The organism is Halorubrum sp. Ea8 (genome assembly GCF_002252925.1).
Taxonomy (GTDB): domain Archaea; phylum Halobacteriota; class Halobacteria; order Halobacteriales; family Haloferacaceae; genus Halorubrum.
This window is the reverse complement of record NZ_NHPF01000109.1, coordinates 1-12280: the sequence shown is the minus strand read 5'-3', so window position 1 is coordinate 12280 and position 12280 is coordinate 1. Positions and strand designations below refer to the sequence as shown.

General features: G+C 58.7%; 13 protein-coding genes. 7 read left to right on the top strand and 6 right to left on the bottom strand.

The window, feature by feature from the left end; genetic code table 11:
• The first annotated feature begins 13 nt into the window (after positions 1-13).
• Together DJ74_RS13110 and DJ74_RS13105 are read left to right on the top strand one after the other, a co-directional pair.
• Entirely contained in the window at positions 14-835 is an 822-nt protein-coding gene (locus DJ74_RS13110; protein WP_176451351.1) for a CPBP family intramembrane glutamic endopeptidase, read from the top strand.
• Between the two features lie 80 nt (positions 836-915).
• Positions 916-1386 (top strand): sensor domain-containing protein, encoded by a 471-nt coding sequence (locus DJ74_RS13105; protein WP_176451350.1) that lies wholly within the window; start codon positions 916-918, stop codon positions 1384-1386.
• 595 nt (positions 1387-1981) lie between these two features.
• On the opposite strand, the gene DJ74_RS13100 is transcribed toward DJ74_RS13105, so the two are convergent.
• The 5 genes from DJ74_RS13100 to DJ74_RS13080 all read right to left on the bottom strand — a co-directional run bounded on the left by DJ74_RS13100 (position 1982) and on the right by DJ74_RS13080 (position 6899).
• The gene (locus tag DJ74_RS13100) at positions 1982-2497 is read right to left on the bottom strand and encodes a DUF5518 domain-containing protein (RefSeq protein WP_094527518.1); all 516 of its coding nucleotides are present in this window, start codon (positions 2495-2497) and stop codon (positions 1982-1984) included.
• A 572-nt stretch (positions 2498-3069) separates the two neighbouring features.
• The gene (locus DJ74_RS13095) at positions 3070-4062 is read right to left on the bottom strand and encodes a transposase (protein ID WP_094527517.1); all 993 of its coding nucleotides are present in this window, start codon (positions 4060-4062) and stop codon (positions 3070-3072) included.
• Positions 4063-4138: 76 nt separating this feature from the next.
• Positions 4139-5056 carry an ABC transporter permease gene (locus DJ74_RS13090; RefSeq protein ID WP_094524467.1) on the bottom strand — a complete coding sequence of 306 codons (918 nt, stop codon included), beginning with the start codon at positions 5054-5056 and terminating at the stop codon, positions 4139-4141.
• On the bottom strand, positions 5053-6102 hold the full coding sequence (locus tag DJ74_RS13085; RefSeq protein ID WP_094524466.1) for an ATP-binding cassette domain-containing protein: 1050 nt from the start codon (positions 6100-6102) through the stop codon (positions 5053-5055). The genes DJ74_RS13090 and DJ74_RS13085 overlap by 4 nt, the downstream gene beginning before the upstream one ends.
• Positions 6103-6212: 110 nt before the next feature.
• A complete protein-coding gene (locus DJ74_RS13080) occupies positions 6213-6899 on the bottom strand; it encodes a helix-turn-helix domain-containing protein (RefSeq protein ID WP_094524465.1) in 687 nt (228 codons plus the stop codon).
• Positions 6900-7288: 389 nt separating this feature from the next.
• Between DJ74_RS13080 and DJ74_RS18795 the strand changes: the two genes are divergently transcribed.
• The 3 genes from DJ74_RS18795 to DJ74_RS13070 all read left to right on the top strand — a co-directional run bounded on the left by DJ74_RS18795 (position 7289) and on the right by DJ74_RS13070 (position 9323).
• Positions 7289-7900, top strand: a complete 612-nt coding sequence (locus DJ74_RS18795; RefSeq protein ID WP_141212509.1) for a hypothetical protein — start codon at positions 7289-7291, stop codon at positions 7898-7900.
• An 88-nt stretch (positions 7901-7988) separates the two neighbouring features.
• Positions 7989-8672 carry a helix-turn-helix domain-containing protein gene (locus tag DJ74_RS13075; protein ID WP_094524464.1) on the top strand — a complete coding sequence of 228 codons (684 nt, stop codon included), beginning with the start codon at positions 7989-7991 and terminating at the stop codon, positions 8670-8672.
• A gap of 231 nt (positions 8673-8903) precedes the next feature.
• Positions 8904-9323: a DUF4260 domain-containing protein gene (locus tag DJ74_RS13070; protein ID WP_094527516.1), complete on the top strand. Its 420-nt coding sequence runs from the start codon at positions 8904-8906 to the stop codon at positions 9321-9323.
• A 174-nt stretch (positions 9324-9497) separates the two neighbouring features.
• On the opposite strand, the gene DJ74_RS13065 is transcribed toward DJ74_RS13070, so the two are convergent.
• Entirely contained in the window at positions 9498-10160 is a 663-nt protein-coding gene (locus tag DJ74_RS13065; protein ID WP_094527515.1) for a hypothetical protein, read from the bottom strand.
• Positions 10161-10533: 373 nt separating this feature from the next.
• Between DJ74_RS13065 and DJ74_RS13060 the strand changes: the two genes are divergently transcribed.
• Positions 10534-11559, top strand: coding sequence for an ABC transporter ATP-binding protein (locus DJ74_RS13060; RefSeq protein ID WP_094527514.1), 1026 nt, complete (start codon positions 10534-10536; stop codon positions 11557-11559).
• A partial coding sequence (locus DJ74_RS13055) for an ABC transporter permease subunit (RefSeq protein WP_094527513.1) occupies positions 11556-12280 on the top strand: 725 nt, incomplete at its 3' end. The genes DJ74_RS13060 and DJ74_RS13055, both read left to right, overlap by 4 nt.

Below are 12280 nucleotides of genomic sequence, written 5' to 3'. Positions count from 1 at the left end.
CGTCTCTATTCATATGACAACCTTCGTCGAGCGTCGCCCGCTGAGCTTCGCGGTCGGAACCCTCGGGTTCATCGTCGCCTTATTCATCGCCACGCGATACATACTGGGCGCCGTATTCCCGAGCCTCACGCTCGATGGCATCTCCTTGATCACGAACTGGATCTGGGTCGCATTCGTCATCGGGCTCGTCGCGTGGCTCGGCTGGTGGGGCAAGATCCGCTTGGCCGCACCGGTCAATCGCCGTGCGCTGGTGTATCTCGTGCCGCTATTCGGGTTCGTGGCCCTCCCGTTCGCGTTCGGAATCGCCATTCCCGACGTTTCGCTCACTGAGGGCGCGACACTATCCGGATGGGTCGCGTTGCTCGTCATCGTCGTCGGGAGCGCACTGGGTGCTGGTCTCAGCGAAGAACTCCTCTACCGAGGAGTGTTACTCCGTGCGCTCGAATCGAAGGGGCGATTGTTCGCCGCCCTCGTGACTGCAGCACTGTTCGCGCTATCCCACGTCTCGCAGGTGATATTCGGTGCATCGGTCGGTGACTGGCTGATCGGGGTCGTCCTGATGATTCCGATGGCGATCGGCCTGGCAGCTGTTGCGTTCCGACTGGGGAGCCTCTGGCCGCTCGTCGTCTGGCACGTCGCGGCCGACATCACGCTTCCGCTGGTCCCCGCCACAATCGGTGCTGAGGGAACGACGACGTTCATACTCGCGTATCTCGGCCTGTCAGTCGTGGTCGGTCTGATGGGGATGTGGCTCCTCTGGCAGGACCGGCGTGCCGCCCAAGCTGGTGGTGAAGCTGAGATCAGTCCTGATGCTGTCGAACGGCCATCTGGATAGAACTGGGGTACAAAGTTATACCACAAAACATCATTGCACGAACTGTTAGCACGTCCGAGGATCGCCGACAGCAGTCACTATTGAGTCAGACGCTCGGATCAGTTATCCGCCCCCAAACATACCGAAATCTCCTCTATCTCCTGCTGACGTTCCCCTTAGGAAGACTGTATTTTGTCGTCCTAACAACTGGATTGACACTCGGCATCGGACTCGTGGTTACGCTACTCGGAATTCCGCTCTTGATCGCTGTCGTAATTGGGAGTCGCCGGCTGGCCTCGTTTGAACGCCGCCTTGCAAACAACCTCCTTGGGCTTGCTATTCAAGCACCCGACGATATGGAGACCGGGGTGGACGAGGGTATCTGGTCGCGAGCGAGGACTCGCCTGACGGCGCGTTCAACTTGGGTGGGGCTTTGCTATCTGCTTTTGAAGTTCCCGGTCGGCATCGCGTCCTTTACTCTCGTAGTGACGACACTGACCGTCTCAATCGGGTTGCTCACGGCACCACTCACCTATTCCCTCGTTGAAGACGGCATCCAACTCGGCGTCTGAAGGATTGATACATTACCGGAAGCGATCGTAGCGGTTCCTATCGGCATTATTGCCCTCGGGATTACCACCTACATCCTAAACCAGGCCGCACGATTATCGGGCCGAATTGCTACAGTGTTTCTCGAAACACAGTGAGCCCTCGCGGATGATCGCCGACGAGAGTGGGGAAACATCGTGGCACCGTACTAAGCCTCGGTTTCGCCACTACAGACACTCTTCCGAACAGCTATTGAGTTCAGTTGGGAACTATTATTCTAGAAGCATCTTCGGAGAGTTCCGCGTGCCACCAAGCGTCCTTACACTCTCCGAGATGTCACGGCCGAACCAGAGACGTACGGTACAGGGGTGGTACCGTCCCGTCGTATCCATCGAGTTTCCATATACTGGTACCGTCGCAGAAAGGTTTCAACCCCTAGTGCTGTCTACTCGCTGGCGTTGTCTTCGGGTTGGTGTCGCGATAACTACGACTCTCATGAAGGCTGCGTGAACCCCCGATAGCCGGAAAGGGGAACCAAGAATAGTCGGAACGGGAGTAGTAGTATTTCGGGCGAAGACGGGGCCGCCGATATCTGCTAGCCTGAACCCGATCCCCCCTCTATTCGGCGTCACCGAACGTGTTAGCGAACGATGGGTGGGTGCCCAGGTAGGCACCGAGGATGCTCAGGCCGACCATGTACGCCACAGAGATTATCAGCGAGAATGCCAGGGTAGCGACGATGATCGCCGTCAGCCCCGTGGCGCTCCCCAGGAGACTCCAGATGACGACTGCGAACACGGTGATGACCGGGATGGTGGCGAATAGGCCAGCCAAGCCACCAGTTCGAACGGCACTGCTATCCGATCCGCGGTTGAGGTAGCCAGAGACCCCGCCACCGATGACGGGGGAGAACGGCACGAACGACGCGACGATCGTGACCATCGCCCCGAGGATGGCGTTTTCGGTCGTGCTCGGCGATACAATCCCGGTTGCGTCGAAGCGTCGTCGCGCGCGGGTCTGGAACCCGAAGAACGCGATACCAGCCACGACCAGCGTCACGCCGGTTAGTGTCAAGCTGACTCCGTTTCCCCAAATGAAGGCGTAGACCGCGTCGATCAGTTCGGGGTCACTCATCTCAGTCGATGTAATCCGTCCGGAAGCTACCCAAGACGTGACCCGCCCAACGTCCGCGAACCCGGCGAGGAGGTATCCGGCAGCTCCGAAAACCGCTCTGCGAGTACGAGAAACAACGAGATAGCCACATCGAACGTTCTGCTCAGCGGCTGCGTCTGCTCGTCACGATCCTGTACAACTGTCTCTTCATCAATTGTTGCTGAGGACATACCAATAGATACGATCTGTATGGACACATGGCTCCCGCCGTATCCATCCGTGCATTATATATTGAGACACAGTAGGACAGTCGGTATTCTCGATGTCGTCCTGAGATTATGGTGCGATTCAGGGACTCCTCGAATTGAACTGTGGAACACATCACCCGCCAGAGAAACTTCAGGAACGCCATGTATAGGACGGAATATGAGGGTGTCATAGAACGGTTAGCATGGTGTGGATAGTAGCGGAGAAGACGGCTACCATGGGTTCACAGGCCCTGGCAAAAACTCTGCTATCAGCTACCGTTCACTCAGCTACTACCGAAGGTATGTGGAGAGTTCTATGGCACCCTCTGCGGAGTTAGAACTGTTTTATACCCTGATGGTCGTGCTTCCCGGAGCATCCCCGCGCTCGTAGTTTGTGATTACGACGACCAGCCGGAGACATAGCGCGAGGAAGACTTGCGCTCGCGCGTGGACGCGGCCTCTGGCGCGCAGCGTCCCGAGGCCGCAGTCCTTGCAGGCTCCGAGTGTTCGTTCGGCCTGTGACCGGCGGTTGTACGTCTCGTCTAAAATTGATTGCTTGAGATGGACACTCTCACTGTGAGTCTCGATGCGGTCTTCGACCCTGTACTCGATGTCGAGCGGGTCATCGGTATTGCGCGGGTTGTACGGGACGACCGGCACCACCCCTGTACTCAGCAAATGATCGTGCCAGTCGAGGATATCGTAGGCGCTGTCGCCGAGCATCCACATCGGCTGCTTGACGACGAGCGCGTCACGGGTAACACGCATCGCCGTCTCTTGGGACGCCTGCTTGCTCTGGGTGAACTCCGCCGCAATCGGAATCTTTGCGCCGGTCGAGACTACCGTGCAGCCGTAGCCGTAGTAGTACTCCTCGGCAGTCGGGTCGTAGTTCTTCGAGGCGTCGGAATCGGTAGGCATAGCCCGGATATCGGTCGAATCGATGCAAAACGTAGAGTCGAGCAAGCCCCGTCGAGCGGCCTGCTTGACGAGGCGCTCGAAAACTTCCTTGACGATGTGTTCGAGGTCGGTGAGAAAGCGGTCGACTGCGTCTCGTGAGGGTGGCCGATTAAAGCCACATCCGAGCCAGACGGGGTCGTTGTTGAGTTCGCGTGTAACCGGGCGGATGCCGTAGATGTCCTTGTAGTAGCAGTGCAGAAAGCCTCGAAACAGCTCCGGCGGGTGGTGTTCACGTGTTCGCCCCTCGGGAGTGGGGGCGAACACATCGAATTCGGTCAGGAACTCGAATTGAAGATGCTCGAACAGTGCGAGAGTCTCCGTCTCTACAATATCGAAAAACGCCTCAATGTAGGAGTCCTCTCGTAGAATAGTCAAACTCATTTACCTCAGCACTCACTTCGGTCGCCGGTTTCGATATTTATCTTATATATGATTGATGTGAGAACGAATGACATGATTACTGGACTTTGGCTTTGGAAGCTCGGTTGAGCAGGTGGACGGCAAACCCACCGAGAACGACGTTGAAACCGATGAGAACGGCGACAGAAGGAATTACTGTATTCCAGAGACCCGAGAAGGCCGTTACGTAAAAAACCGTCATCACATTCTGGCCGAGCATGAACGCTCGAACACCGTCAACACCGTAGGTGATAGGATTGACCACTGCAACTGACTGAATCCATCCTGGAAGAACCTCAAGCGGGACAAACGCACTGGAGATGAACAACAGCGGAAACGTCAGAAGATTGGCGATCATGGTCGTCGCCTCTTGATCATGCGTTACGAGCGCGACGATATTCGAGAACGCCATGAACGCGCCACCGAATATCACTGCAATCGCTATGACGCCAATGAAACCCAGTAGCCCTGTCCGGAGATAGCTCCCGACCGACGCGCCTGACTGGAGATACAGCATCACGTAGCCAAGCAAGAGGATGATTGTGGTCTGGACGACAATTCGGACCACCTCCGACAGGACTTTGCCGAGGAACATGGCACCCCGGTCCATCGGTGAGGCGAGGAGTTTCTCGAACATTCCCGTGTCCATGTCGTCGACTAATCCGATACCGGAGACCGCAGCCGCAGCGAGCGCGGACTGAATCACGATGGCTGGGGTGAGGTACGTGATGTAGTTGATGTCACTACCGACCGTCTGAGCCAGTGCGCCGCTGACAATAGCGCCGAGGACTTCAGCCATCAACACGAAGAAGATGACCGGCTGGATCAGCGATGAGAACGTCACGAAGGGGTTCCGGGATGTCTTGACGAGCCACCGTTTGACACTGATCTGCATGTCTGCCACAGAGCTGTTCCCCGGAGCTTTCTGTGCGGTATCGCTACCAGAGACATCACCCTCATCGGTGATATTGCTCATTCGGCCACCTCCTGTTCAGGGACAGTAACTCTCTGTTCGTTCGCCCCGTCTTGGTTGGAAGCCTCCAGACTCTCACCAGTGAGCGTAAGGAACACGTCATCAAGCGTGGGCGACCGGACATCGAATCCAGTGACTACGACGTCAGCCTTGTGCAGCGCGACGAAGAGGTCACCTACAGCTTCCCGAGCGTCTTCGGCTGTGATGGTGAATCCATCGTCCGTTGTTTCAATAGTCGCCGCTTCGAGGGCGTCCGATTCACGCACTACTTCTATTGCGCGTTCTGTCTCTTGTCTGGACGAGTCTTCTAGTGCTAGGTCAAGAATGTCGCCACCAACAGCCGACTTGAGAGCGTCCGGGGTGTCAGTTGCGATAATTTTCCCGTCCTGAATCACGGACAGGCGGTCGCAGAGACGGTCCACTTCTTCGAGATACTGTGTCGTGAGAAACACGGTCGTTCCGTGTTCGTTGAGCTGCTCGAAGTAGTTCCAAAGGCGCATTCTGGCTTCAGGGTCGAGCCCGGTCGTCGGTTCATCAAGGAACACCAGCGGCGGTCGATGCACGAGGACGGTGGCAGCGTCCAGTCGCTTTTTCATCCCGCCGGAGTAGTTCTCTGCCCGCTTGTCAGCAACGTCCGTGAGACCGACCAAATCGAGAAGTTTCTCGATACGTTCATCTTGCTCGGAGGCTGGGACCCCATACACCTTGCAAGCAAATTGAATGTTCTCACGCGCGGTGAGTTCCTCGTCGACGCTGGTCTCTTGAGCCATGTAGCCGATGGATTCAGACACCGCCTGTGGCTCCGTTTCGACGTCATATCCGTTGATGGTCACCGAACCGTGATTCGGATGGAGCAGTGTCACGAGGGTCTTGATAGTCGTCGTCTTTCCGGCACCATTCGGACCCAGAAAGCCGAAGAATTCGCCCTTCTCAACAGTGAGATCGACACCGCGAACGGCCTCCGTCCCATCCGCATATGTGACATGTATATCGGCCGCATCAATGGCAAGTTGCTCTTCGTTTGGCTGGCGTACACGATCGACCTGCATTCGGGGAGGTTGCGACTCCATAGGGGTATGCCATACTTCGGAGGAGTCCCCGCTAAGCCTGTCTCTCACTTGTGCGGCAGTTTATATGCGGCGCAGGAGAAACCGAAATCTCACTCGGGGAGCGGCGGCCACGTCGACGCAACAGTTGTTTCGATGAGGTGGGTTTGTGCCCGACGGAGACGCTCGGAGAGCGACGAGGCGGTGATCCCAATCTCGCCAGCGATTTCATCGAGCGTTGCCATTCGCGGAATGTCGAAGTACCCCATCTCGTAGGCGATTCGCAGTGCCTCACGCTGCTGGTCAGTAAGTCCATCGCCCGCTTCTGCGGCCTCGCCATCGTACGTGAGTCGCCGCAAGGCGAATTCACCGTTACGCTGCCAGAACGTGCGAAACTCGTCCAACACCGCCTTATCGTTGAACCATCCACTTTGTATCCACCCGGTCGGCGTGACGCGGATTCGGTCAATAATAGAGTCGGTAGTGGCGAGTGCACGGAGCTCTGAGGGATCCTTGATATGATCGCCGAGTTGGGCTTCCATTCCCAGAGCCGGCAAAACCTGATATCGACACGTTTCGCCTGCCTGCCCGATCAGAGTATACTCCGCAACGAACGATGATGACTCGAATGCTTGCTCTATCGACGCGGGCGTTTCATGCGTCGCGTGCACGATGAACGGTGGATGATTCCCGTGATTGGGCTGGAGTTCGACATCCAGCGTTGCTTCTGGAACATCCCCTGCGACCCCCACCAGCGGGAGACGCTCACAGGTGATCTCGTATTCAGCGATGAGACCCATATCTCTCAATACCCACCATCACGGATATACAACTTGGAACGATTGCCCGCTCATCGCCGCTTAGTCGGCAATTGTCGACACTGTGCGAAAAGTTCTATGACACCCTCCGGAATATTGCAAATAGACTCGGCTAGGTAACGAGCACGTGATTATCCTAACTGTACACCACTTACGAATGGGTACGACGAAAGGATGTTGACGTTCGACCGAATATAAGATAGCCAGTATAAATGGCTAATACCATCTTTCAAACGGCATCCTCACGCGGAGATTCACGTCTTGACCTCATAGCCTGATGATATACACGCCCGAATTCGACTCCGAAGAGAGTGGATCCGTGACCGACGGGCAGGGTTTCGATGGTTCGTAGACGAGCAAGCGGTAGCAGGGTGCATTCCTCGACGATAGCGTGGTGTGGTACCGGTGCGGTCGTGGGAGTGTTCTGCTGGACCGCCTCGTCGTTGCTGGAACCCGTCGTCTTCGGTACCAGACCATACGATGCGACCGTATTCGACGTCTTCAGGCTACTGGGTTGGACGCTGATGATAGGCGGGGTGATCGGAGTGCCAGCTACTCTCGGCGACCAGTACGGGCGAATTGGCCGAATCGGCCTCGGAGTGGTAGCTTCCGGGATGGTTCTGGTCGCAGGACTACACGTTCGGGCTGTCACCGCGTCGGTGTCGGCTGGCTTCCGGGTAGTGCCCGCAGCCGGAGAGAATACGCTGTTTCTCATTGCTGCATATGGGGGATATAGTCTCGTGGTCGTCGGAGCAGGCTTGCTCGGAATCGGCCTGTGGAAGGATCCTGATCGCCCGACGATTACGGCTGTGCTTCTCGTATTCGCAGCCGTGCTTCCAATGGGGATGCTCCTCCCCTACGACGTTCTGCCGGCGGCGCTGCGAATGCTGTTACTGCAGTCCAATAATCTTCTCGTGCCGTTTGGAGTCGCTTGGGCGGCTCTCGGTGGCCTCGTTCACCGTCGCGCACGCCGACAGGACTAAGTTGATAATCGTGTGCCGACTCTTCAGCTCTGCTGACACTATACTGCCTCCCGAACAGTTATTCAATCCCATTTAGAATTGTTACTCTATGAGCATATTTGGAGAGTTCCGCGTGCCTCCAAGAGCCCTCGCTCTCTCCGAAACGTTCGATGCCGAGCCGACGACGGTGGTCGAGATCGACCGGCTTGTCGCCTCGGATATGGAGTCTCTGACCCCGTATTTCGTCGTCTCGGGGGTATCGAACGCGGCCTTCGAAACCGCCGCCCGTGCGGACGACTCGATCGACACCCTCCACCGGATGCAAGACGCCGAGAATCTCACTACGTACCGCGCGACGTGGGGTGACCACGTCGAATCCCTCGCCCAAGAGTATACGAGCGATGGAACATCAATCCTCAAAGCCAGGGGAGACGCTAATGGATGGGGTCTCCGAATCCGATTCGACAGCCAGGCACGTATCGGCGAGTTCACCCGTTTCCTCCGTGACCGGGGATTCTCGTTCGACTTGGTGCGCCTCCACGAGATGACCTACGCCAAGACCGGTAGCAGATTCGGGCTCACCCCGAAACAACAAGACGCACTGGTGACGGCCTGGCAGATGGGATACTTCGATCTTCCGCGTGAAGCGTCGATGGCGGCCGTGGCCGAGGAACTGGGTATCACGCCGCAGTCGCTCTCCGACCGCTTGCGCCGGGCCCATCACACGCTCATCGGCGACACGCTACGTGCGGCTATGCCCATCGATCGAGATGGCACCTCAAAAACTGAGTGAGGCTTCAGGTCTGAAGATTCGAGTCGTAGCCCGCTCAGTAACAGACACCAGCCACCGGTGACGGCTTCAACAATTACGCGGTCGGGCTTGTTGAAATCTACTGTCGGTGTCAGTATTGGCATGCAAGATACAGAGGATGTAGTCAGCAGAGCGGGAATGACGACAACCGTCACGCGACTTCGTTCACACACTTCACTACGAGTATTTATTCTCGGCCAGCGTAACCGTGGCATGTACCCGAAATTCATACTTCGGTTAGAAGGGGCTGGGATCGCCGCTGTGGCGACGGCAGCATATTTCACGATTGGTGGCCCGCTGTGGCTGTTCGTGATCCTTGCGCTCGCCCCCGACATCTCGATGGTGGCGTACCTCGCTGGCCCTCGGGTCGGCAGTGCCGTCTATAACGCGTTCCACACGTACCTCACGCCAGTCGCACTCGGGGCGGCTGGGATGTGGTTCGGCATGGCGACCGTCATATGGGTCGCACTCATCTGGGCCGCTCACATCGGAGTTGACCGTGCGGTTGGCTACGGACTAAAGTATCCGACCGGATTCAAACACACGCACCTCTCCGGTGCGACCGACCCCGGCACTCCGGCGGGGAACTCCGCCGAAGCTGTCTCCGACGCCGCCAGGACGAGAAACGACTGAAACGAAGCCGCAAACAACGTTTCCGAGGCTCGAACTGTCCGTACAGCGGCTCCTCAACGAACCGTTTCGGGGCTGCCGGTACCGGGGTAACCGATTCTGTGACTGATATCGCCAAATTCGGATTTCTAAATTTAAAATAGGGGCCATTCGATACGTCCTCGACACCCCGTCTCCTCACATCATCCGCAGGGAGACCTCGCCCACGTCGCTGAAGACGTGGAGGCGGGACCCGCCGGCGTTGAGCCGACCGGTAACCCGCCGGCGCTCGGACCGGCCTCCGGTGAGCGGGAGGTCGGAGTCGACACTGGCGTCGGACTCGGCTACCACGTCGAGGTCCAGCGTCTCGTCGATGCCGACGACCACGTCGCCCATCTGGGTACCGATCTCGATATCCGTTCGGAGGCCCGCGAGATCGACCTTGATCTGGCCGAGTTCGGTTCGGACGCGGTCTAACCCCGTCACGTCGTCGGCGAGGATCGTTCCGAGCTCCGACTCGAGAGTGAGGTAGCCGTCGACGCGCGCGGCAGTCACGTCCCCCAGATTCGTTCGGGCGATCGTATCGCCGCGAGTATCGAACAGGGAGACGTTCCCGAGCCGAGAGGCGACCGAGGAGACGATCGGTCCGGCAGTGCCCTGTGGCACGGTAATCGATACGTCCGTCCCCGGCGAGGAGCGGGTGAACCACGTCACCTCGTCCGCGAGACTCGTTTCGACGGTGAGGACGCCGCTCTCCACCCCGATCCGAACGGTAATGTCTTCGAGACCCCGAGCACCGACGACCGAACGTTTGAGAACGCGGACCCCGATCTCGTCGGTGTTCACCGCTCGTACGGTCACGTCGCCGATGGCGTTGGTGACCCGTATTTCTTGTACATCGGGTGGCGCAAACGTACCCGTAACGGCCTCTGTCACCTCGTCCCGCTGGAAAGGGCCGCGAGCGAGACAGCCGGACAACGATCCGACGGCCACGAGGGCGCCGGTGCCGACGAACGCGCGGCGGGTCAAGGACTGTCGATCCGATGGACTAGCTTGAGTACTCATATCAACCAAGTATATGACGAGGATTGACTGATGATTGGTGCCGTACCCATCCGGTACTTAAATAATCAGGCGACGGCGGTCCTCTGCGTTGGTGAAGACAAAGAGTATATAAAACGCGGATAGGTACGGCGAGCACAATCTTGCGGCCTCCTCCCGTATTGAGTGCTGTATGAGTCAGCTTGATGAACAACTCGGCCACCGTTCTGACGGAATCGCAATCGAACTTGTCGGACTGAGCAAGCAGTACGGCGACGTCACTGCGCTCGATAACGTTTCCTTGACAGTCCGCGAGGGAGAGATTTTCGGGTTCCTCGGGCCCAACGGCGCCGGGAAGTCGACAACCATCGACATTCTCCTTGACTTCGTCCGCCCGTCGGCAGGGACGGCGACCGTCTTGGGCGACGACGCACAGACGGAGTCGCTGGCCGTGCGACAGGCGGTCGGCGTACTCCCGGACGGCTATCACCTCTACGATCGGCTGACGGCTCGACAGCACCTCGAATTCGCAATCGCATCGAAAGAGAGTGACGACGATCCGATCGAACTGCTAGAGCGCGTCGGTATTGCCGACGCGGCCGACCGGAAGGCCGGCGGCTTCTCGAAGGGGATGAAACAGCGCCTCGTCCTCGCGATGGCGCTGGCCGGCTCGCCGGAGCTGCTGATCCTCGACGAGCCGTCGACTGGGCTTGACCCGAACGGGGCGCGCGAGATGCGCGAGATCATTCGGGCGGAGCGCGACCGCGGGGCGACGGTGTTCTTCTCCTCGCACATCCTCGAACAGGTCGAGGCAGTCTGTGACCGCGTCGGGATCCTCCGGAACGGCGAACTGGTCGCCGTCGACACCATCGACGCGCTTCGGGATGCGCTGGGGACCGACACTCGACTGGTCCTCACCGTCGAGTCAGTGACCGACGATATGGTTGACGCGGTCGCTAATCTTCCGGACGTGACCGGCGTTCACGCCGACAGCGAGACTCGCGTGACCGTGATGTGTGCGCCGGACGCGAAGACGGCGGTCATACACGCCGTCGAGGCGGCCGGCGGGACCGTGGTCGACTTCGATGTCGAGGAGACCTCCCTCGAGGAGATGTTCGCGGCCTACACGACGGATGACGACACGGCCACGAGCAGCGCAGACGAGGACGACCGCGAAGTCGTGACTCCCTCGGCCGACGGCCAGGAGGTGCGCGCATGAGCTGGGCCGTCGTCGCTCGGAAGGATTTCCGGGACGCGAGGCTCTCGAAGGCCCTCTGGGCAATCACCGCCGCGTTCGTCCTCCTTTCTGCAGGGCTGGCGGTCCTCTACGCTACCGTCCCGGAACTCAGTCAGGATATCGGTGAACTGAGCACCCTCGGATACCTGACGCTCCTGCTGGCCGTGATGACGCTGTTCGTCTCGGTCGCGGCGATCGTCATCGGTGCGGGAGCGATCGCCGGCGAACGCGAACGCGGCTCTAGCAAGCTCCTGTTGGGCTTCCCACACAGCCGCGCGGACGTGGTTCTCGGGAAGCTCATCGGCCGTACTGCGGTGCTCGCGGTTGCCATCCTCGTCGGCCTCGCCGTCACGCTCGCGGTGATCGTCGCGTTGTTCCCGACGTTCTCGCCGGTCGACTACGCGATCTTCGCCGCGGTTACGCTCCTATTTGCCCTCGTGTACGTGGGCATCATGGTCGCCGTCTCCGCGACGACGGGGAGCGGCGGGCGGGCGATGGCGTTTGGGGTTGGCGTGTTCGTCCTCCTCGAGTTCCTCGGCGATCTCCTAGCCCCGGCAGTCATGTTCGTTGTGAACGGGTTCTCCTTCGGCGGAATCGCGACGGTGCCGGGCTGGTATGCGTTCCTCAACATCGTCACGCCATCGGCCGCCTACCAGAACGCCCTCGGGTGGTTCCTCGGTGACGGTACCGCGGCGGCCCTGAC